The organism is Bradyrhizobium sp. I71, from assembly GCF_022354745.1.
In the GTDB taxonomy this organism is placed as follows: domain Bacteria; phylum Pseudomonadota; class Alphaproteobacteria; order Rhizobiales; family Xanthobacteraceae; genus Bradyrhizobium; species Bradyrhizobium liaoningense.
This window is the reverse complement of the sequence record NZ_CP059398.1, coordinates 4,472,501-4,494,147: the sequence shown is the minus strand read 5'-3', so window position 1 is coordinate 4,494,147 and position 21,647 is coordinate 4,472,501. Positions and strand designations below refer to the sequence as shown.

At 64.5% G+C, this 21,647-nt stretch carries 20 protein-coding genes; 9 read left to right on the top strand and 11 right to left on the bottom strand.

Annotated features, from left to right (window positions below):
- Positions 1-100: 100 nt before the first annotated feature.
- From FJV43_RS21690 to FJV43_RS21655, 8 genes are all read right to left on the bottom strand, one after another.
- The gene (locus FJV43_RS21690) at positions 101-799 is read right to left on the bottom strand and encodes a nitroreductase (protein WP_239620757.1); all 699 of its coding nucleotides are present in this window, start codon (positions 797-799) and stop codon (positions 101-103) included.
- A 138-nt stretch (positions 800-937) separates the two neighbouring features.
- The gene (locus FJV43_RS21685; RefSeq protein WP_239620755.1) at positions 938-2,182 is read right to left on the bottom strand and encodes an acyl-CoA dehydrogenase; all 1,245 of its coding nucleotides are present in this window, start codon (positions 2,180-2,182) and stop codon (positions 938-940) included.
- Between the two features lie 116 nt (positions 2,183-2,298).
- The gene (locus tag FJV43_RS21680; protein WP_239620754.1) at positions 2,299-3,543 is read right to left on the bottom strand and encodes an acyl-CoA dehydrogenase; all 1,245 of its coding nucleotides are present in this window, start codon (positions 3,541-3,543) and stop codon (positions 2,299-2,301) included.
- Between the two features lie 121 nt (positions 3,544-3,664).
- The gene (locus FJV43_RS21675) at positions 3,665-4,792 is read right to left on the bottom strand and encodes an acyl-CoA dehydrogenase family protein (protein WP_239620752.1); all 1,128 of its coding nucleotides are present in this window, start codon (positions 4,790-4,792) and stop codon (positions 3,665-3,667) included.
- 130 nt (positions 4,793-4,922) lie between these two features.
- The gene (locus tag FJV43_RS21670) at positions 4,923-6,794 is read right to left on the bottom strand and encodes an AMP-binding protein (RefSeq protein ID WP_239620750.1); all 1,872 of its coding nucleotides are present in this window, start codon (positions 6,792-6,794) and stop codon (positions 4,923-4,925) included.
- Positions 6,795-6,838: 44 nt separating this feature from the next.
- A complete protein-coding gene (locus tag FJV43_RS21665; RefSeq protein WP_239620749.1) occupies positions 6,839-7,645 on the bottom strand; it encodes an enoyl-CoA hydratase-related protein in 807 nt (268 codons plus the stop codon).
- Positions 7,646-7,858: 213 nt separating this feature from the next.
- Positions 7,859-8,617 carry an SDR family NAD(P)-dependent oxidoreductase gene (locus FJV43_RS21660; RefSeq protein ID WP_024337318.1) on the bottom strand — a complete coding sequence of 253 codons (759 nt, stop codon included), beginning with the start codon at positions 8,615-8,617 and terminating at the stop codon, positions 7,859-7,861.
- A 63-nt stretch (positions 8,618-8,680) separates the two neighbouring features.
- The gene (locus FJV43_RS21655) at positions 8,681-9,283 is read right to left on the bottom strand and encodes a TetR family transcriptional regulator (protein ID WP_239629542.1); all 603 of its coding nucleotides are present in this window, start codon (positions 9,281-9,283) and stop codon (positions 8,681-8,683) included.
- 210 nt (positions 9,284-9,493) lie between these two features.
- Between FJV43_RS21655 and FJV43_RS21650 the strand changes: the two genes are divergently transcribed.
- Positions 9,494-10,666, top strand: coding sequence for an acetyl-CoA C-acetyltransferase (locus tag FJV43_RS21650; RefSeq protein ID WP_239620747.1), 1,173 nt, complete (start codon positions 9,494-9,496; stop codon positions 10,664-10,666).
- A gap of 113 nt (positions 10,667-10,779) precedes the next feature.
- The gene (locus FJV43_RS21645; protein ID WP_239620746.1) at positions 10,780-12,324 is read left to right on the top strand and encodes an acyl-CoA synthetase; all 1,545 of its coding nucleotides are present in this window, start codon (positions 10,780-10,782) and stop codon (positions 12,322-12,324) included.
- 27 nt (positions 12,325-12,351) lie between these two features.
- Here FJV43_RS21645 and FJV43_RS21640 read toward each other — a convergent pair whose 3' ends face one another.
- Positions 12,352-12,894, bottom strand: coding sequence for a methylated-DNA--[protein]-cysteine S-methyltransferase (locus FJV43_RS21640; RefSeq protein ID WP_239620744.1), 543 nt, complete (start codon positions 12,892-12,894; stop codon positions 12,352-12,354).
- Positions 12,895-13,029: 135 nt separating this feature from the next.
- Here FJV43_RS21640 and FJV43_RS21635 point away from each other — a divergent pair, with 135 nt between their 5' ends.
- Positions 13,030-13,848: an alpha/beta hydrolase gene (locus tag FJV43_RS21635; protein ID WP_239620742.1), complete on the top strand. Its 819-nt coding sequence runs from the start codon at positions 13,030-13,032 to the stop codon at positions 13,846-13,848.
- A 3-nt stretch (positions 13,849-13,851) separates the two neighbouring features.
- Positions 13,852-14,664: an alpha/beta hydrolase gene (locus FJV43_RS21630; protein WP_239620740.1), complete on the top strand. Its 813-nt coding sequence runs from the start codon at positions 13,852-13,854 to the stop codon at positions 14,662-14,664.
- Positions 14,665-14,713: 49 nt separating this feature from the next.
- Here the strand turns inward: FJV43_RS21630 and FJV43_RS21625 are convergent, their stop codons facing one another.
- Positions 14,714-15,169, bottom strand: a complete 456-nt coding sequence (locus FJV43_RS21625) for a carboxymuconolactone decarboxylase family protein (RefSeq protein ID WP_239620739.1) — start codon at positions 15,167-15,169, stop codon at positions 14,714-14,716.
- Between the two features lie 99 nt (positions 15,170-15,268).
- Here FJV43_RS21625 and FJV43_RS21620 point away from each other — a divergent pair, with 99 nt between their 5' ends.
- The 5 genes from FJV43_RS21620 to FJV43_RS21600 all read left to right on the top strand — a co-directional run bounded on the left by FJV43_RS21620 (position 15,269) and on the right by FJV43_RS21600 (position 20,656).
- The gene (locus FJV43_RS21620) at positions 15,269-16,126 is read left to right on the top strand and encodes a sigma-70 family RNA polymerase sigma factor (protein WP_239620737.1); all 858 of its coding nucleotides are present in this window, start codon (positions 15,269-15,271) and stop codon (positions 16,124-16,126) included.
- A gap of 180 nt (positions 16,127-16,306) precedes the next feature.
- Positions 16,307-16,984 carry a GntR family transcriptional regulator gene (locus tag FJV43_RS21615; protein WP_239620725.1) on the top strand — a complete coding sequence of 226 codons (678 nt, stop codon included), beginning with the start codon at positions 16,307-16,309 and terminating at the stop codon, positions 16,982-16,984.
- A 129-nt stretch (positions 16,985-17,113) separates the two neighbouring features.
- On the top strand, positions 17,114-17,914 hold the full coding sequence (locus FJV43_RS21610; protein WP_239620723.1) for a phytanoyl-CoA dioxygenase family protein: 801 nt from the start codon (positions 17,114-17,116) through the stop codon (positions 17,912-17,914).
- Positions 17,915-18,072: 158 nt separating this feature from the next.
- The gene (locus FJV43_RS21605; protein ID WP_239620722.1) at positions 18,073-19,386 is read left to right on the top strand and encodes a Gfo/Idh/MocA family oxidoreductase; all 1,314 of its coding nucleotides are present in this window, start codon (positions 18,073-18,075) and stop codon (positions 19,384-19,386) included.
- Between the two features lie 181 nt (positions 19,387-19,567).
- Positions 19,568-20,656, top strand: coding sequence for a TRAP transporter substrate-binding protein (locus tag FJV43_RS21600; protein WP_239620720.1), 1,089 nt, complete (start codon positions 19,568-19,570; stop codon positions 20,654-20,656).
- Between the two features lie 119 nt (positions 20,657-20,775).
- Here FJV43_RS21600 and FJV43_RS21595 read toward each other — a convergent pair whose 3' ends face one another.
- Positions 20,776-21,372 carry a hypothetical protein gene (locus FJV43_RS21595; protein ID WP_239620719.1) on the bottom strand — a complete coding sequence of 199 codons (597 nt, stop codon included), beginning with the start codon at positions 21,370-21,372 and terminating at the stop codon, positions 20,776-20,778.
- Positions 21,373-21,647: the final 275 nt, after the last annotated feature.

The window sequence follows — 21,647 nt, the reverse complement described above, 5'->3', positions numbered from 1 at the left end:
TAGCCGACGCTAATCGGACCCGGACGAAACGAAGACGGCCGTTTCCACGGCCGTCTTCGCGCGCGTCCGATGCGGGCGGCGCCGGGTTCACCGCGCTCGATCACTCGTCAACAAAGGTCACGGTATCGGCCACGCTCGCGCGCGAGGTGCGGTAGCTGTTGACCCTGTGCGCATGGTCGGCGTAGCCGAACGAAATGCCGCAGACGACGCGGCGGTCGTCGGGCAGATTGAAATGCCGGCGGATCAGCCCGGAATGCCGTGCGAGCGCCGCCTGCGGTATGGTGCCGAGCCCGAGCGCCTGCGCGGCCAGCATGAAATTGCTGACATAGGCGCCGCAGTCGATCGCACCGTAGATGCCGAGCGGCTCGTTGGTGTGAATGATCGCAACATGTGGCGCGCCGAAGAAATTGTAGTTCTCGAGCGCCTGCCTGGCATAGGCCATCTTGTCGCCGCGCGCGATGCCGAGCGTGTTGTAGAGCTGGAAGCCGCTTTCGCGGCGGCGCTCCAGATAGACCCCGACATATTCGCGCGGCGGCGTGAAATCGTAATCATCGCCAAGGCCCTTTGAGGCCTCCGCATAGATCGCCTTGCGAAAGCGCTCCTTGGCCTCGCCGCTGGCGATGATGACCTGCCAGGGCTGGCTGTTGCACCAGGACGCGGTGCGCTGCGCGGTGGTCAGCACATGCTCGATGGTCGCGCGATCGACGTCCTTGGGAAGAAACGCGCGGACGGAGTAGCGCTCGTTGAGGAGTTCCTCGAGCATGCCGATGCGGTCGTTCTGTTTGACTGTAGCGTCCATGGCTCGTCTCGCTTTCGTGCCCCGGACGCGACGCAGCACGAAGTGATGCGGCGCAGAGCCGGGGCCCATTGTGGCTCCTGGGTCCCGGCTCTGCGGAGCGACACTTCGCGCCGCACCGCGTCCGGGACACGAGAAAAATCACCGCCCCTTGGTCGGGATCTTGTTATACGGCACGTCCTTGTCCACGCGAATGTCGCCGGGCAATCCCAGCACGCGCTCGGCAATGATGTTGCGCAGGATCTCGTCGGTGCCGCCGGCGATGCGCATCGAGGGCGAGGACAGCAGCATCTGCTGGAACTGACCCTGCACCGTCTCCTCGTCGTTGCCGGTGAGAACACCGGCCGCGCCCTGGAGGTCCATGGCGTAGGTCGCGATGTCCTGGAGCATCATGCCCGAGACGAGCTTGCCGATGGAATTTTCCGGGCCCGGCCGCTCGCCCTTCGAGAGCGCCGAGATCGTGCGGTAGCTGGTGTATTTCAGCCCATTCGATTTCGCCGCCCAGCTCGCGAGCTTCGAGCGCACGGCGGGATCGTCGATGGCGAGTCCATCCTCCAGCATCAGGTCGGAGCAGAACTCGAACATCTCAGGCACGCCGGTCGCAAGCCGCGCACCGATCGACATGCGCTCGTTCATCAGCGTGGTCAGCGACACGCTCCAGCCCTCGCCGACCGCGCCGAGTCGCTGGCCGTCGGGGATCACGACGTCGGTGAAATAGACCTCGTTGAACTCCTGCATGCCATTGGCCTGCTTGATCGGTCGCACCTCGACGCCGGGGCTCTTCATGTCCAGGAAGAACATGGTGAGGCCCTTGTGCTTGGGCACGTTCGGATCGGTTCGCGCGATCAGGAGACCGTAGTCGGAATAATGCGCGCCCGAGGTCCAGATCTTCTGGCCGTTGACGACCCAGTTGTCGCCCTTCTTCTCGGCGCGCGTGCGCAAGCCCGCAACGTCCGAGCCGGCCGATGGCTCGGAGAACAGCTGGCACCAGATCTCCTCGCCCGAGGCCAGTTTCGGCAAATACCGGCGCTTGGCGTCTTCGCCGCCGAAGGCCATCACGGTCGGACCGCACATGCCTTCGCCGATCTGGAACGGCTGCGTCAGCTTGCCGTAGACGCCCTCCTCCTGCTGCCAGATCACCTTCTCGATCGGGGTCGCACCGCGGCCGCCATATTCCTTCGGCCAGTGCAGGCAGGCCCAATTGCCTTCGAACTTCTTCTTCTGCCAGGCCTTGCCGACATCGACGATGTCGTGGTGCGCGAGCCGGATGCGGCCGAGCGAGGATTTTGACAGCTCGCCATGCAGCTCCTTCGGCGCATTGGCCTCGATCCATTTGCGCGCGGTCTCGCGGAATGCGGCTTCCTGTGGCGTGTCGTCGAAATTCATGGCGCTCCCCTTTCATTGTCATTCCGGGGCGCGCAACGCGCGAACCCGGAATCTAGAGCTTGCATATTCACTTCGAGATTCCGGGTTCGGCTCTTCGAGCCGCCCCGGAATGACGGCTAATTTCTTCCCTTCGTCGGGATCTTGTTGAATGGCACGTCCTTGTCGACACGGATGTCGCCGGGCAGGCCCAGCACCCGCTCGGCGATGATGTTGCGCATGATCTCGTCAGTGCCGCCTTCGACGCGGGTGCCCGGCGCGCGCAGCAGCATGGCCTGGAAACGGCCGGACAGCTCGGCATCCTCGCCGCTGACCACGCCCGCGGCTCCTTGCAGATCGAGTGCGTAGGTCGCGACGTCCTGGATCATCGAGCCCGCCACCAGCTTGCCGATGGAGTTTTCCGGCCCCGGCCGCTCGCCCTTGGACAGCGCCGAGATCGCGCGCATGCTGGTGTATTTCAGGCCGCTCGCCTTCACCGCCCAGTTCGCCAGCTTCGAGCGCACCGCGCGATCCTCGATCGCCGGACCGTCGTCGAGCATCAGGCTGGAGCAGTACTCGAACAATTCAGGGAAGCCGGTCGAGACGGCCGCACCGATCGCGCTGCGCTCGTTCATCAGCGTGGTCAGCGAGACGTTCCAGCCGTCACCGACCTCGCCGAGGCGCTGATGGTCGGGGATGCGGACATTGGTGAAATAGACCTCGTTGAAGTCGGACGCCCCGCTCGCCTGCTTGATCGGCCTGACCTCGACGCCAGGGCTCTTCATGTCCAGGAAGAACATGGTGAGACCCTTGTGCTTGGGCACGGTCGGATCGGTGCGGGTGAGCAAGATGCCGTAGTCGGAATAATGCGCGCCCGAGGTCCAGATCTTCTGTCCGTTGACGATCCAGTCGTCACCGTCCTTCTCCGCGCGCGTACGCAAGCCTGCCACGTCGGAGCCGCCGGCCGGCTCGGAGAACAGCTGGCACCAGACGTTCTCTCCGGAGGCGAGCGGCGGCAGATATTTGCGCTTATGCTCCTCGCGCGCGAACGCCATCATGGTCGGCCCGCACATGCCGTGGCCGATGATGAACATGCGGGACAGCTGGCCGAATGGCCCTTCCTCCTGCTGCCAGATCACGCGCTCGATCGGCGAGGCGCCCCGGCCGCCATACTCCTTCGGCCAGTGCAGGCAGGCCCAGCCGGCATCGGCCTTCTTCTTCTGCCAGGCTTTTGCGACCTGCAGGATGTCGGCGTTCTTGAGCTGCGTGCGGCCAAGCGAGGATTTGCGCAGCTCTTCCTCGTACTGTTTTGGCGCATTCGCGCTGATCCAGGCGCGCGCTGTGGCGCGAAATTCGGCTTCCTGCGGGGTGTCGTCGAAGTTCATGGTTCAGCCCTCAGCCGCGCATTCATCTCGTAGGATGGGTAGAGCGCAGCGAAACCCATCTCTTTCAATCTTCGCGTGGCGATGGGTTTCGCTTCGCTCTACCCATCCTACAAATCGGCGCTTACGCCGCGTTCTTCTTACGCATGCGGTCGATCAACTGATCTTCCCAATAGGTGAGGCTGCCGAGCCCCAGCGCCATCGCGTTGGCGCGGCGGTAGTACATGTGGCAGTCGAACTCCCAGGTGAAGCCCATGCCGCCGTGAACCTGGATGTTGTTCTTGGCGCAATGCTGGAACGCTTGCGTCGCGCTGATGCGCGCGGCGGCCGCGGCCTCCGGCAGTTCGGCTGCGTTGGTCGAGAGCGCCCAGGCGCCGTAATAGCTGTTGGAGCGCGCCAGGGTCGCCGAGACGTACATGTCGGCGAGCATGTGCTTGACCGCCTGGAACGAACCGATCTGGCGACCGAAGGCGATGCGGTCGAGCGCGTAATCCCGGCCCATCTCCAGCGCGCGGTCGGCACCACCGACCTGCTCGAACGCGCACAGCACCGCGGCACGATCGAGCACCTGGGTGAGGATGCTCCAGCCTTCGCCCGCGGCGCCGAGCGGCTCCGCCTTGCAATCCCTGAAGCTGATCTCGGCCTGCCCGCGGGTCGGATCGAGATTGGTGAGGCTTTTCACCTCGACGCCGCCGGCCTTCAGATCGACCAGGAACAGCGAGATGTCATTCTCGCGTCCGCTCGATCCCGTGCGCGCGGCAACCACCGCGAAATCGGCGATGGCGCCGTCGGCCACCGGCTTCTTGACGCCGTTGAGCACGCCGTTCACGGCGGTAAGCTTGACGTTCTTCGGCGATGGGTTGCCCTTGCCCTCGAACAGCGCCAGCGTGCCGATCGCCTCGCCCGCGGCGATTGCAGGCAGCCATTTCTTCTTCTGCGCATCGCTGCCGGCGATCAGCAGCGCCTCGGCGGCGAGGTAGACCGTCGAGGAGAACGGCACCGGCGCGTTGGCCCGGCCCATTTCCTCCGCGATCACGCAGAGCTCGAGATGGCCGGCGCCCGCACCGCCGAACTCCTCGGGAATCGCGACGCCGAGAAAGCCCATCTCGGCAAGGCCCTTCCAGAGCTCCTTGTCGTAAGGCGCCTTGCCGTCGAGCACGACGCGCACCGCCTTGGGCGGGCATTTTTCCGCGAGGAACTTGCGCGCCTGGTCGCGGAGCTGCTTTTGGTCGTCGGAGAAATCGAAGTTCATGGTGAGTCACCTTTTTAATTCTGTCATTCCGGGGCGATGCGTCAGCATCGAACCCGGAATCTCGATCTGGTCATCTCTGGATTCCGGGTTCGCGCTAACGCGCGCCCCGGAATGACGAATTCACTCGCACTCATCGCAGCACGATCACATCCTCGTCCAGTCTGTCGGCATAGAGCCGCTCCACCAGCGCGGCGCGGCGCTCGAGGCCGGCGCGCTGGTTGATGTAACCCTTGTCGGTGAGCTCATTGCCGTCGATTGAGGGCGGCTCGACCATCAGCATGGCGCGCGCAATCATGCGGCTGCTGGCGCCCTCGCATTCCCGGTTGTGGGCTTCCAGGCCGCGCCTGAAGCAGGCGATCACCTCGGGGTGCTTCACGGCATCGGCAAAGCTCAAATCGGGATTGCCGACGAGCTGGCGGCAGGCATGCAAATTGGGCCAGGCCAGCAAGCCGATGAAGGCGCGATCCTGTCCCGCGACCAGCGCGTCGTGCACCACAGGGGTCGCAGCGGCGATCGCGTCGGTGCGGAGCGAGCCGACATGCACGAAAGTGCCGGTGGTGAGCTTGAAGTCCTCCACCACGCGGCCGGCGAAGATGATGCCTTGCACCGGATCGGTGTCGTCGACGAAGATGCCGGCATCGCCGATGCAGTAGAATCCTTCCTCGTCGAACATCTTCTTCGTGAGATCCGACTGGCCGAAATAGCCCGGCGTGACGTTGACGCCGCGCAGGCGCAATTCGTATTTCGAGCCGCACGGCACCATCTTCAATTCGACGCCGGGGAACGGCAGGCCGATCAGGCCGACGCGCTCGGTATCCCAGTAAGTGCCGGTTGAGGTCGGCGCGGTCTCGGTCGAGCCCCAGCCGGTGTAGAACACGATGCGCTCGCCGGTGGTCTTCACCGCAAGCGCCTGCATGCGATCATAGAGATCGTCCGGCAGCCGCGCGCCGCCATAGGCCATGATCGAGAGATTCTTGAAGAAGGAGCGGCAGAGCGCATCGTCCTTCTCCATGGCGGCGGCCAGCGCGGCATAGCCGGCCGGCACGTTGGCGTAATAGGTTGGCGAGATCTCGCGCAAATTGCGTAGCGTCTCGTCGAATTGGCCCGGCATCGGCCGGCCGTCGTCGATATAGAGTGTGCCGCCGTCAACCAGGATCGGGTGAAATGCGGCATTGCCGCCCATGGTGTGGTTCCAGGGCATCCAGTCCAGCATGGTCGAGATCGGCCCGCTCGGGTCGCGCGGACGAACCTGCATCATCATCGCCGCATTGGCGCACATCATCTCCTGCGTGTTGATGACGGCCTTGGGCATGCCGGTCGAGCCCGACGTGAACAGCAGCTTGCCGACGGTCTGCGGCGTAATTCTTGCGATCGAATCCTCGACGTCCTTCGTCACCGGCGTGGTCGCCAACTCAGCAAAGCTGACGCTTGTGATGCCCTCACAAGGCCGCGCGACGTGAACCACGGTGACGCCGGCGAGATCGAGCGCCTTCAGCGCCTTCTCGAACGTCGGGCCGTCCTGCACCATCACCACGGCCGGCTTGATCAGGTCGAACAGATATTTCAGCTTGACGTGATCGTGGCTCATCAGCGAGTAGGCCGGCGAGACCGGAGCCGCTGGAGCGCGCGCCTGCATCGCGGCCTGCGTCATCAGCGCGTGCTCGATCGAATTTCCGGAGAGGATCGTGACCGGACGTCCCTCGAGCTTGAGATTGAGCAAGCCTTGCGTCAGCGCATCCACGGTGCGCTTGGCTTCGCCGTAAGACACCTTGCGCCATTCGCGGTTGGGCCCGCCGCGCTGCGCCAGCCAGGTGCGCTCGGGTGCTTCCTTCGCCCATTTCGCCAGCGAGGCCGGGATGTGCTTCTCGTAAGGCTGCAGCGGAATGCGCGACTTCAGCACCACCGTGCCGTCGCCGCGGCGCTCCACGTCGATGTCGCGCTCGAGCCACTGGACCTTGCGAAAGGCGGGCTTCGTCATCACCGCCGCCGCGCTTCCACTCATTTTTGCGTCTCCCGGAATTATTGTCCTTTGCGGATCTTCGTCGTTCAGCGCTTGATATAGACAGGCTTTCGCTTCTCAAGGAAGGCCCTGATGCCTTCCGAGAACTCTTCCGAGCGGCTGCACAGGACCTGGTTGCGATCCTCCATCGCGATCGCAGCTTCCAGCGATCCGGCATCGACGCTGATGTTGAGACATTCCTTTGACAACCTCAGCCCCACGGGCGAGGCCGTCATCATCGCCTCGACATAAGGCGCAGCCGCATCATCCAGACCGTCCTCCTCGACGATTTCCGAGACGAGCCCGACCGCGAGCGCTCGCTCCGCGCCGATGAAGCGTCCGGTGAGGATCAGTTCGGATGCCACAGAGACGCCGACCAGCCGCGGCAGAAAATAGCTGGTGCCGATGTCGCAGCCGCCGAGGCCGAGCTTGATGAAGGCGCAGTTCATCCGCGTCGACCGCGTCGCGATGCGGATATCGGAGGCGAGCGCCAGCGCAAAGCCGCCGCCGGCCGCCGCGCCCTGCACCAGCGCCAGGATCGGCTGCGGACAACGCCGCATCAGCATCACGATGTCGGCGATACGCCGCTGCGAATCCAGCGACTCCGTGACGCCGGGCGGCTCCTGCTGCCCGGCGCGGCGCTGCATCGCGTGCTTGAGATCGAGACCCGCGCAGAAATTGTTGCCGGCGCCCTTCAGCACGACGACGCGCGTATCGCGGTTGCGCTGCAGGCCCTGGAAGTAAGTGTTGAGCGCGTCGATCAAGGCCGGATCGAGCGCATTGAGGTGTTCGGGACGATTGAGCGTCACCCGGTCGACGCCGTCGTCATGCTCGATCAGCAGCGGTTGGGACATGGGCGACTTTCCTCCATCCGCAACGATGGTGCCGTTTGCTGCGCCCTCTCCCCTTGCGGGAGAGGGCATGTACGCCGCTCGACGAGAGCTCGCTTGGGTGAGGGGTCTGTCTCCGCGGAGAGAACCCCTCATCCGGCGCTTCGCGCCACCTTCTCCCACATCCACCTTCGCCTGAAGGCTTCGGCGGACAAGAGGGGAGAGGGAAAAAAGAGCTTACCGCGGCGCCATGCGGATGGCGCCGTCGAGGCGGATGGTCTCGCCGTTGAGCATCGGGTTCTCGACGATGTGCACCGCGAGCATGCCGTATTCATTGGCGTCGCCGAGACGCGAGGGGTGCGGCACCTGGGCGCCCAGGCTCTTGCGCGCCTCTTCGTTCAAGCCCATCAGCAGCGGCGTGAAGAACAGGCCGGGCGCGATGGTGTTGACGCGGATCTTCTGGCTGGCGAGATCGCGCGCGGCCGGAAGCGTGAGGCCGACGACGCCACCCTTCGAGGCCGAATAGGCGATCTGGCCGATCTGGCCTTCGTAAGCCGCCACCGAAGCGGTGTTGATGATGACGCCCCGCTCTTCGCCGATAGGCTCCGCAGTGACGAGGCGTTCGGCGAACAGACGCAGGCAGTTGAAGGTACCGATCAAATTGACGTTGATGATGCGCGCGAACTTTTCCAGCGGGTAGACGCCGTCGCGGCCGACGATACGCTGCGAGCCGCCGATGCCGGCGCAGTTCATCAGCACGCGGGCGACGCCGTGCGCAGCTTCCGCCTTGGCGATCGCGGCCTTGATCTGCTCCTCACTGGTGACGTCGGCATGCAGCGCGACGCCCTTCACTTCGGCAGCGACCTTCTCGGCGTTTTCCTTGCTCTGGTCGATCACGCCGATCTTGGCGCCCTTGGCAGCCATGGCGCGGGCGGTCGCGGCACCAAGGCCCGAGCCACCGCCGGTGATGAGAACGGCTACGTCTTTCAACTGCATCGCTTGTACCTTTCCTCTACCTTTTCCTTGGGCGTTTCTTCTCTAGACTAAGAGCTCGGCCGATTATCCGGCCGCGACAGCTTCCTCGGCTTGCGTGAGGATGCCGCCGCAGATCAGCGTTTCCATGTGCTTGATGTATTGCCGGCAGACATCATCGGTGACCGGGCCGACGCCGGTCGCGCGGGACATCGCATGCCGGCCGAAGAACAGATGATCGCAGGCACCGATCAGGCTGGTGTAGAACAACACCGGATCGGTCTGCCGGAATTCGCCGCGGCTGACGCCTTCGGCGAGCAGGCGGCGGTGGAAATCCAGCAGCGGCGCAACGAAGAATTTCGAGACTTCATCCGCGGAGCCCGCACTGGTCTCGTGCAGCAGATAGTGAATCAGCCGATTCATGTAGGGGAACCGGTGATAGGCGCGGATGATGCCGGCGATGTGCAGCTTCAGCTTCGCCGTCGACGTGATCGGCTGCGCCAGCAGATACTCGAGGTTGGACATCTCGGTCGCCGCATCCCGTGCAAGCAGCGCCAGCAGCAGGCCGTCCTTGTTGCCGAAGTGATATTTGACCAGCGCGGCGTTGGCGCCGGACTTCTGCGCGATATCGGAGAGCGAGATCTCGATCGAGGAGCGTTCGATCATCAGCTCGCTCGCGGCCACCAGCAATTTCTCTGCCGTGGAATTTTTCCCGCCGGGGAGCCTGTTCGGTACGCTGGTGGCCACGGAGATCCCTGTTTTCGCCGCTTGAAGCGGGGCGCAGATAAGCTCAAGCAGCGCCTCATCACAAGAGTTAATTGATCGATTGACTAAACGATCTCCGGTCCCTTAAATCCGACCCGACAACCAACCCAGTCAAAAATTCAGGGAGAGGCCGACATGGCCGAGGCTTATATCGTCGCCGCTGCGCGCACCGCGGGCGGGCGCAAGGGGGGCCGTCTCGCGGGCTGGCATCCGGCCGATCTCGCCGCGAAGGTGCTGGACGAGCTGGTCGATCGCACCAAGGTCGATCCCGCCCTGGTCGAGGACGTGATCATGGGCTGCGTGATGCAGGTCGGCGAGCAGTCCAACAACGTCGCGCGCAACGCAGTCATGGCTTCGAAGCTTCCTGAAAGCGTGCCGGGCACCTCGATCGACCGCCAGTGCGGCTCCTCGCAGCAGGCGCTGCACTTCGCCGCGCAAGCCGTGATGTCGGGTGCGATGGACGTCGTGATCGCGGCCGGCGTGGAATCGATGACGCGGGTTCCGATGGGCCTGTCCTCGCAGCTTCCGGCCAAGAACGGCTTTGGCAACTACAAGAGCCCGGGCATCGAGAAGAAGTATCCGAACATCGTGTTCAGCCAGTTCACCGGCGCGGAGATGATGGCGGAGAAGTACGGCCTCTCCAAGGATGAGCTCGACGAGTATTCCTACAACAGCCACCAGCGCGCGATCGCGGCGACGCAGGCCGGTCACTTCAAGAAGGAGATCGTGCCGCTCGATATCACCCGCGCCGACGGCAGCAAGGACACCCACCACATCGACGAAGGCATCCGCTTCGACGTCAGCCTCGACGGCATCAAGGGCGTCAAGCTGATCGCCGAGAACGGCAGGCTCTCCGCCGCCAGCGCCAGCCAGATCTGCGACGGCGCTTCCGGCGTCATGGTGGTGAACGAGCGCGGCCTGAAGCAACTCGGCGTCAAACCGCTCGCGCGCGTCCACCACATGACCATGACGGGCGGCGATCCCGTCATCATGCTGGACGCGCCGCTGCACGCCACCAAGCGCGCGCTTGAGAAGGCCGGCATGAAGATCGGCGACATCGACCTGTTCGAGGTCAACGAGGCCTTCGCCTCGGTGCCGACCGCGTGGCTGAAGACCACAGGCGCCGATCCGGAGCGCCTCAACGTCAACGGCGGCGCGATCGCGCTGGGTCACCCCCTCGGCGGCTCCGGCACCAAGCTGATGACCACGCTGGTCCACGCCCTGCACCAGCGCGGCAAGCGCTATGGCCTGCAGACCATGTGCGAAGGCGGCGGCATGGCCAACGTGACGATCGTCGAGCGACTGTAAAAACAAAAGCGAGTCGTGAGTGGCGAGTAGCGAATGGTGAATAGGCGAAGAACGGTTTTCCTTCTTCCCTATTCGCCACTCGCTCCTCGCCATTTGTGTTTTGAGGAAACGCCATGACCCATCCGTCTATCCACGCCCGCACCACGCCCGACAAGATCGCCTACCAGATGGCCGGCACCGGCAAGGCGATCACCTATCGCGAGCTCGACGAGCTCTCGAACCAGGGTGCACATCTCTTCCGATCGCTCGGGCTGAAGGCCGGCGACCACATCGCGCTTCTGATGGAGAACCGCCTCGCCTTCATGGAGATCTGCTGGGCGGCACAGCGCAGCGGGCTCTACTACACAGCCATCAGCCGCTATCTGAAGCAGGACGAGATCGACTACATCATTGGGGATTGCGGCGCCAAGGTCGTCATCACCACGCCGAAATGCGCCGACCAGATCAAGGGCCTGATCAGGGGCACGGCAGACGAGCCGATCTTCTACATGATGGACGAGCCGCTGCCCGGCTTCCGCTCCTACGACAAGGAAGCCGCTGCGCAGCCGACCACGCCGATCGCCGACGAGGTCGCCGGCTACGACATGCTGTATTCGTCGGGAACTACCGGGCGGCCCAAGGGCATCAAGAAGGCCTTCGAGGGCAACAGGATCGACGTGCCGAACGCCTTCCTCCGCGTGCTCTGCGCCGACATGTGCGGCATGAACGCCGAGAGCATCTATCTCTCGCCGGCGCCGCTCTATCACGCGGCGCCCCTGCGCTTCAACATGATGGCGATCATGCTCGGCGGCACCTCCATCATCATGGAGCACTTCGATGCCGAGGAATTTTTGAAGCTGGTCGAGAAGTACAAGGTCACCCAATCGCAGCTCGTGCCGACCATGTTCGTGCGCATGTTGAAGCTGCCGGAAGAAGTGCGCACGAAGTACGACGTTTCGACGCTGAAGGGCGCGATCCACGCCGCAGCGCCCTGCCCGGTCGACGTCAAGGCCAAGATGATCGAATGGTGGGGGCCGATCCTGATCGAGTACTACGCGGGCTCGGAAGGCAACGGCGTCACGGTCTGCAACTCGCAACAATGGCTGGAGCATCGCGGCAGTGTTGGCCGCGCCGTGGTCGGCAAGATCAAGATTCTGGACGAGAACGACGAGGAGCAGCCGGTGGGCGAGATCGGCACGGTCTACTTCGCCGACGCGCCCGCGTTCACCTATCACAACGACCCCGAGAAGACGAAGAAGGCCTACAACGCCAAGGGCTGGTCGACGCTCGGCGATGTCGGCTATCTCGACAAGGACGGCTTCCTCTATCTCACCGACCGCAAGTCCTACATGATCATCTCGGGCGGGGTGAACATCTACCCGCAGGAGACCGAGGACGTGCTGATCACGCATCCTGAGGTCGCCGACGTTGCCGTGTTCGGCGTCCCGAACGAAGAGATGGGAGAGGAAGTCAAAGCGGTGGTGCAACCGCACGACATGAGCCGCGCCGGCAAGGCGCTGGAGGCGGACCTGATCGCCTACTGCAAGACCCGCCTCTCCGCCATCAAGTGCCCGCGCTCGATCGACTTCGAGCCCGAGCTGCCGCGCACGCCGACCGGCAAGCTGGTGAAGCGACATCTGCGCGACAAATACTGGCCGAAGGTGGCGGCGAAGATTTAGGACGGGATCTCGCCGGCATAAGCCGTCTCAATCAAACAAACTCGGCGTGTGGTTCACCAGCGCGCCTTCGATCTCGAGCATCTTCAGCTTGGTCACCACGCCGCCGTTGGCCGAGAAGCCGCCGGGCTTGTTGCCGGCCGCCAGCACGCGATGGCAGGGCACCACGATCGGGCACGGGTTGCGGCCAAGCGCCTGGCCGACGTCGCGCGACAGCTGGACGCCGCCGAGCTGCCTGGCGATGTCGCCATAGGTGATGGTCTTGCCGGGCGGGATGGTGCGGGCAATGTCGTAGACGCCGCGGTTGAATTCGGGCACATCGTCGAGGTCGAGCGGGATGTCGGCGAGATCATCCGGCTCGCCCGCGAGCAGTTTTGTGATGCGGTCGATCGCCTGCTGCACCTCGGCAGTCGGCTCGGTTTCGCTGGCATCGGCATGGCGCTGCTGGATGCGGGTGCGGATCTTCTGCTCGCCGCCCATCGGCAATTGGGTGCCGTTGATGCCGCGCGGGCCCCAGGCGATGGCGCACAGGCCGATCCGGGTGTCGAACAGGGCAAAATGCTGGTCGGTCATGGCTTGGTTCCTGGCTGCGTTCCTTGTCGCATGCCCCCAATGTGATCTCGGCCCGAATCTAGGCTTGGAAATAGTTGCGATCCACCCGGTTTCCGGGAATCTTGCACAGGAGTTCCAACCCCGCGCGAGCCCTGAATGCAAAGCCTCCACGTCAACGGATACGACATGCCCTATCTCGACGTGGGCGAAGACAGAGGCCGTCCGCCGCTGGTCTGCGTACACGGCTCGCTGAACGACTTCCGCGTCTGGGGCTGCGTGCTCGGCCCGCTGTCGCAGCGACATCGGGTGATCGCCGTCAGCCTGCGGCACTTCTTCCCGAACCGCTGGGACGGGCTTGGTGACACCTATTCGATCGCCCAGCATGTCAACGACGTCATCGCTTTCATCGACGCGCTCGATCTCGGACCGGTCGATCTGATGGGACATTCCCGCGGCGGCCATATCTGCTTCCGCGTGGCGCAGCGGCGGCCGGATCTGCTGCGGCGGCTGATCCTGGCCGAGCCTGGCGGCGAGCTCGATGCGAGCCTCGATCCGGATTACGTCGGCGGCCCCTCTCCCCTGCTGGCGCGCTTCACCGCTTCCGCAGAGAAGATCGCAGCCGGCGATGTCGATGGCGGCCTCGCCGTCTTCGTCGACACATTGGAGGGGCCCGGCACCTGGCCGCGATTGCCGGCGATGGTGAAGCAGAACCTGCGCGACAACGCCATGACGCTGATCGGCCAGGTCCGCGACAACCGCCCGCCGTTCTCGAAGGCGGATGCGGAGTCCATCAAGATGCCGACCCTGTTCATCCTGGGCGCGCGGACCAAGGGACTGTTGCCGAAAGTGCTGCACGCGCTGGCCGCGCATGTGCCCTATTCCAAGACGGCGATCATCCCGAACACGACGCATCCGATGTTCGAGCAGGCGCCGCAGAGATATTCCGAAGTAGTGCTGGATTTCCTGGCGAGCTGACCCATGCAGACAATTCGCGTCAACGGCTACGACATGGCCTATCTGGAAGTCGGAAGCGGCCATCCGCTGGTCTGCGTGCATGGCACGCTCGGGGATTTCCGTACCTGGTATTCGGTGCTCGGCCCGCTGTCGAAGAATCATCGCGTGATCTCGGTGAGCCTGCGGCATTTCTTCCCCGAGCATTGGGATGCGGTCGGTGACGACTACAGGATGGCGCAGCATGTTGCCGACGTGATCGCTTTCATCGAGCAGGTTGAGCCTGCGCCGGTCGATCTCATGGGTCATTCGCGCGGCGGGCATATCGCCTTTCGCGTCGCGCAGGCGAGGCCTGATCTGTTGCGCAAGCTGGTGCTCGCCGAGCCCGGCGGCGATCTCGACGCATCCCTGCCGGTGCCGGAAGGCACGCCCGCGCATCCGCCGCTGGCGGCCCGCACCGTGCGATCGGTCGAGATGATCCGCGCCGGCGATATCGAGGGCGCGCTGCAGAATTTCTACGAAGGCATCGAGGGCGACGGCTCCTGGCGGCGCGTGCCTGCTGCGGCCAAGCAGCAACTGCGCGACAACGCGCTCACCTTCCTCGGCCAGATCAACGAGCAGCGCCAGCCCTACACGCTCAAGGACGCGCAGGCGATCAGGACGCCGACGCTGCTGATCGGCGGCGGCGCGACCACCGGCAGCCTCTCGGTGTTGTGGCGCGTGCTGGCCGCGCACATCGCGGGAGCTGAGACGGCGGTGATTCCGAACGCCGGCCATTGGATGTTCGAGCAGGCGCCGCTGGAGTTCGGCGAGGTGGTGAACCGGTTCTTGGCGGAGTAGCAGTGCTGTTCGCCTCTCCCGCAAGCGGGGAGAGGCGAAGAACAAGACCTCACGCTTTCCACACGCCCACCGGCATCTTGATCGCTGCGTTCAGCCGGTTCCAGACATTGATGGTCGCGATCGACAGGATCAGCGTCGCGAGCTCGCGTTCGTCGAAATGCTTGTCGGCCTCGCTCCAGACCGCATCCGGCACCGGATCCTCGCGATCGGCGAGACGGGTGACGGCCTCGGTCAACGCCAACGCGGCGCGCTCCGCCTCGGTGAAATAGGGCGCATCGCGCCAGGCGGACACGGCGAACAGGCGCTCGTCGGTCTCACCCAGCTTGCGGGCGATCTTGGGATGCATGTCGACACAGACGCTGCAACCGTTGATCTGGCTGGCGCGCAGGTGCACCAGTTCCAGAAGCTTTTCCGGCAGGCCCTGCTTGGCCAGCTTGCCGAGGGACTGAAGGACATTCATGGCCTCGGGGAGGACTATGACGGGGTGATTCATGCGGGCGTGCATCTTTTTCGTCTCCATCGCTCGAATTTCGAAGGTTCCGGTCACAACGGCCGGATTGGCTTCGTCATGGGCATGACGGATCGCGACGAGGGAATGTGACCGATGACCGAACAAAATTTTCTCACTGAACAGTTCGAGGCCAGCAGGGACCATTTGCGCGCGATCGCCTACCGGATGCTGGGCTCCCGCGCCGAGGTCGACGATGCCGTGCAGGAGGCCTGGCTGCGGGTCAGCCGCTACGACATCTCCGATATCGCGAATTTGCGCGGCTGGCTGACCACCGTGGTCGCGCGCATCTGCCTCGACATGCTGCGCGCGCGCAAATCGCGCAAGGAAGAACCGATGGGCCCGCATGTGCCGGAGCCGGCCGACGAGACGCCGCTGCGCGAGGCTGAGATGGCCGACTCCGTCGGCGCGGCGCTGCTCGTCGTGCTGGAAACGCTGCAGCCTGCTGAGCGGCTCGCCTTCGTGCTGCACGACATGTTTGCGGTGCCCTTCGAGGAGATCGCGCCGATCGTCGGCCGCTCGGTCGAGGCATCGCGGCAACTCGCCAGCCGGGCGCGGCGGCGCGTGCAGGGGGCGCCGGTCCCCGAGACGGACCTGTCGCGTCAGCGCACCATCGTCGATGCCTTCCTCAAGGCGTCGCGCGAGGGCAATTTCGAGGGGTTGCTGGCCGTGCTCGATCCCGACGTCGTCTTCCGCGCTGACGAGGCCGCGGTACGGCTCGGCACGCTGGCTGAGATCCGCGGCGCGGATGCGGTCGCGCAGCTCTACAAGGGCCGTGCCCAGGCGGCGCGGACGGCGTTGGTCGACGGCGAGATCGGCGTGGCCGTCATCCTCGGTGGGCAGCTGCGCATCGCGGTGCGCGTGACATTCAAGAATGACCGCATTGCCGGGATCGAGGCCTTGGCTGATGCGGAGCGGATCGCCGCGCTGGAGGTGGAGGTGCTGGAGGGCTGAGGCCGGAACGCAATATCGCGAAAACAACCCCATGCACAGTAGGCGGAGCTAGCGATATCAATGACTTAGCCGATGCCACGCGAGGGCATTGCACCACCCTCCGATACCGCTTGACGGCCTGCCCCGGGAGCACGTAGCATCGAACTCGGAATTCCGTATTCCTATTTCGGAGCTGCCGGCGTGATCCCCCTCGACCCGCTCCCGAACCTGATCGACCAGGTCTATGCGCGCATCCTGGAGGCGATCTCCGACCGCACGCTCGAGCCCGGCCAGCGCATCCGCCAGAACGAACTCGCCGACAAGCTCGGCGTGTCGCGCCAGCCGGTGTCGCACGCGCTGCATCTGCTGCACCGGCAGGGTCTCGTCGCCGAGAGCGGCAAGCGCGGCTTCGAGGTCACCCAGCTCGATCCTGCGCGCATCCGCCAGCTCTACGAGGTGCGCGGCGCGATCGATGCGCTGGCGGCCCGGTTAGCTGCGATACGCGCGGGACACGACGCGGCCGGACGCGCACGGCTCGACGCGGCGCTTGCCGCCGGACGCCGCAGCGACCACAACACGACGCTGGCCGAGCTCATCGCGCTCGATGTCGACTTCCACCGCGCGATCTATCAGCTCGCCGGCAATCCCGTGATCGAGGAGACGATCGCACCGCAATGGCCGCATATGCGGCGCTCGATGGCGACGGTGCTGTCCGAGCTCGATTATCGCGACAGCGCCTGGGCCGAACATGCCGACATCGCCGCACGCATTCTCGCCGGCGACGCGAACGGAGCCGAACGCGCGGCGCTGGCGCATGCGCAGACGGCAGGACGGATGACCGAGGAGAGATTGAGGGCGACGAACGAGGCGGCGGCGTAGCGGCAGGCGCCGTCATGCCCGGCCTTGTGCCGGGCATCCACGTTTCTTGACGAGCCGCAAAGACGTGGATGGCCGGGTCAAGCCCGGCCATGACGAGAAAGAGAACAAATCAAAACAGGAGGACGACCCATGAAACTGTCTCAGGAGCAACTGGAGTTCTTCCACCGCGAGGGCTGGCTGTTTTTGCCCGAGTTGTTCAGCCAGGAGGAGGTCGATCTGCTCGCGCGCGAGGCGGTCGGCATCTACGACGCCAACCGGCCGGAGGTCTGGCGCGAGAAGAGCGGCGCGCCGCGCACGGCCTTTGCCGCACACCTCTACAACGAGGCCTTCGGACTCCTCGGCGCGCATCCGCGCATGATCGAGCCGGTCGAGCAGGTGTTCGGCGAACCAGTCTACATGCACCAGTTCAAGATCAACGCGAAATCGGCCTTCACGGGCGACGTCTGGCAGTGGCACCAGGATTATGGCACCTGGAAGCGCGACGACGGGATGCCGGAGCCGCGCGCGATGAACATCGCGATCTTCCTCGACGAGGTGATGCCAATCAACGGCCCCCTGATGCTGGTGCCGCGCAGCCAGAACGCTGGGGATCTCGAAGCTTCACACGACCTCGCCACCACATCCTATCCGTTGTGGACGCTGGACGAGGACACGGTCACGCGCCTCGTCAAGCAGGGCGGCATAGTCGCACCGACCGGCAAGCCCGGGGGCATGCTGATGTTCCACGGCAATCTCGTGCATGGATCTGCCGGCAACATCACGCCCTACCCGCGAAAGATCGTGTACCTGACGCTGAACGCGGTCTCGAACTACATCCGCACACCGACCCGGCCGGACTACATCGCGCACCGCGACTTCACGCCGATCAAGCCGGTGGACGACGACGCACTGAAGCGGCTCGCCCGTGCACCGCGGCAGGCGGCGGAGTAGGATGCTCTCGTGCCCCGGACGCAGCGCAGCACATCAGTGATGCGCTGCTGAGCCGGGGCCCATACGCACGGATGGTTTTTCTCTGGGTCCCGGCTCTGCGGAGCAGCGTTACACGCTGCACCGCGTCCGGGACACGATAGTCATAGTGGACATTCCCCATGAACCTCTTCCGCCTCCTCCAGGCCCGCGCGTCCGCCGGCAAGCCGGTCCGCGTCGCGCTGATCGGCGCGGGCAAATTCGGCTCGATGTTTTTGGCGCAGGTGCCGCACACGCCTGGGCTGGAGGTGCCCATCATCGTCGACATCGACCGTGACCGCGCGCGTGAGGCCTGCCGCACCGTCGGCTGGAGCGCCGAGCGGATCGCCGCAACCATGTTCACCGACGACGGCGCGCGCGCCATTGCCGGCGGCGCGATCGACGTGGTGGTGGAGGCGACCGGCAATCCTGCGGTCGGCATCAAGCATGCGCGCGCCGCGATCGCGGCCGGCAAGCATATCGTGATGGTGAATGTCGAGGCCGATGTTCTGGCAGGCCCCCTGCTCGCCGAGGAAGCGCGCAAGGCCGGCGTGGTCTATTCGCTCGCCTATGGCGACCAGCCGGCGCTGACCGCGGAGATGGTGGATTGGGCGCGGGCCACCGGCTTCCGCGTCGTCGCTGCCGGCAAAGGCACGAAATATTTGCCGGCCTATCACGACGTGACGCCCGACGGCGTCTGGCAGCATTACGGCCTGACTGCGGGCGAGGCGCAATCGGCCGGCATGAATCCGCAGATGTTCAACTCCTTTCTCGACGGCACCAAATCGGCGATCGAGATGGCCGCGATTGCGAACGCCTGCGGCCTCGACGTGCCTGCGGACGGCCTGCTGTTTCCGCCCTGCGGCGTCGACGACCTGCCGCACATCATGCGGCCGCGCTCGCGCGGCGGCGTGCTGGAGCGGTCCGGTGTCGTCGAGGTCGTCTCCTCGCTCGAGCGCGATGGCCGGCCGGTATTTCGCGATCTGCGTTGGGGCGTCTATGTCGTGCTGGAGGCGCCGAACGATTATGCCGCCGACTGCTTCAGGCAATATGGCCTGAAGACCGACGCCAGCGGACGCTTCGCCGCGATGTACAAGCCCTATCATCTGATCGGGCTCGAGCTGAACATCTCGGTGCTGTCGGCCGCGCTGCGGGGCGAACCGACCGGGCAGGCCATCGGCTTCCGCGGCGACGTCGCAGCGGTGGCCAAGCGCAATCTGCGCGCCGGCGAGATGCTCGATGGCGAAGGTGGCTATACGGTGTGGGGCAAGCTGGTACCGGCGGCCGCGAGCCTGAGGGCCGGCGCCCTGCCCATCGGACTAGCACATCGCGTGAAGCTGAAACATGACGTCGCCCATGGCGCGGTGGTGCGCTGGAGCGATGTCGAATTCGACCCGGGCAACGAAACGGTGAAAACGCGCAAGGCCATGGAAGCCGCGTTCGCAGCGCAGCATTGACCGGCCTGCCGGCGCCTCAACCAAAGTGCGCTTGATTTGCGGTTCCCCTTTGGTCATGCTGACTGCGATCCGGGAATGCTGAATTTCGGACAATAAGGAAACGTCGGCCACCGGCGAAGACGAAAGCGGCGCCAAGACCGCGATCCCTCGTCGAGGACTCGACAACACAGGAGGGAAACGCATGGAACGTCGTAAATTCCTGACGGCAGGCGGATTGGGCCTGGCCGCAAGTGCCGTTGGTTCGCCGGCTGTCGCGCAGTCGATGCCCGAGGTGAAATGGCGGCTGGCGGCGAGCTGGCCGAAGTCACTCGACACGCTCTATGGCGGCTGCGAATATTTCTGCAAACGCGTCGCCGAGATCACCGACAACCGCTTTCAGATCCAGCCCTTTGCTGCCGGTGAGATCGTGCCGGGCCTGCAGGTGCTCGACGCGGTCTCGAACGGCACCGTCGAGATGGGCAACACTGCGCTCTATTACTATTGGGGCAAGAACCCTGCGTTCACCTTCGGCACGTCGCTGCCGTTCGGTCTCAACACGCGCCAGCACATCTCCTGGCTGTTGTGGAACGGCGGTCAGGACATGCTCAACGGTCTCTTGAAGGAGCACAATGCCATCGGCGTTCCCACAGGCTCGACCGGCGCGCAGATGGGCGGCTGGTTTCGCAAGGAGATCAAGACCGTCGATGATCTCAAGGGCCTGAAATTCCGCGTCGGCGGCTTCGCCGGCACCATCGTCTCGAAGCTCGGTGGCGTGCCGCAGCAGATCGCGGCGGGCGACATCTATCCGGCGCTGGAGAAGGGGACGATCGACGCGGCGGAGTGGGTCGGGCCCTATGACGACGAGAAGCTCGGCTTCGTGAAGGTGGCGAAGTACTATTACTATCCGGGCTGGTGGGAAGGCACCGGACAAGGCCACAACATCATGAATCTGGAGAAATGGAACGCGCTGCCGAAACACTATCAGGCGGCGATCTCGACGGCATCGCTCGATACCTTCACTTGGGTGACCGGCAAGTACGACTCGGTCAATCCACCCGCCCTCAAGCGGCTGCTCGCTGCCGGCGCGATCCTCAAGCCCTTCCCGCAGGAGGTGCTCGAAGCCTGCTACGGTGCAGCCAACGAGATCTACGCCGATCTCGCCAAGAGCAACCCGCATTTCGCCAAGATGTATGCGAGCCTCACCGCCTTCCGCAGCGAGTCGCTCGCCTGGATGCAGGTGGCCGAGCTCAGCTTCGACACATTCATGATGCGGATGCGGACAAGGACGTAGCCGCATCGCACTGCAAGCGACGAAACGACGAAAGCCCCGGAGATGTCTCCGGGGCTTTTGTGTTGAGTGCGGATATCATCGCCGGCCTGGTTAAGCCGGGACATGACGGCATTCCGTGATCAATTGTCCTCGTCACCGAGCGCAGCGACCAGCTTGTCGTAGTACTTGCCGACGAGATCGATGTTGCCCTTGTTCTCGATTGGCGGGGCCGGCGTCTTCAGCGCCTCGTTGAGCTCGTCGAGGGCTTCTTTCTTGTCTTTGGCCGGCATCTTCTTGTCGGCCTGGATCTCTGCGATCTGCGCCTTGATGACGGCTTCGGGTCCGACATACTTCTTGGTCGCGGGATCGAAGCCGCCGATCACGAGGCTGATATTGTCCACGACGTTGTTGTAGTCGTCATAGCTGGCAAAGCCATGCTTCTTGGCGACCTCTTCGAGTTGCGCGATCACCTTCTGGTCGGGCGCGGTGTTCTCCGGAAGCTTCTCCGTGATCGCGTCCATGTCCTTCTGCGCAGCGAGCACGCCGTCGAGCTGCTTGTCGGTCAGCGCGATCTGCTTCAACGCAGGCGCCTGCTGCTGCGCCGGCGCGGTCGGCTGAGTGGGCGCTGCCTGCTGCTTGGCCTGCGCGAAAGCAGCGCCGGAGGAGGCGAACGAAGCCGCAGACAGAAGGCACGCAACGCTCAGCGCGGTGAGGGCGGGACGAAGCAATGCTGGCATGTGGGTCTCCTCCTGAAGGGGATGGCTGGTTTTGGCGGCCGAAAACTAGGGGCCACGAAATGAACTACGCATGAACTCCGCGCATCCCTGCTAGCGGCAGATCATGGCTGAATGATCACAACTCGATGGGAGCCTGATGGCGGCTCTGTTTGACCAATCGGAGCGGGTACGCTGATATCGCGCTTCTCGATCGCGTCACGAAACAGTGAAATTCATGTTCCGCTTCAGGTGCACCTGTTGCGACGAACGGCACGAAGGAATGCCCGGCTATTCGG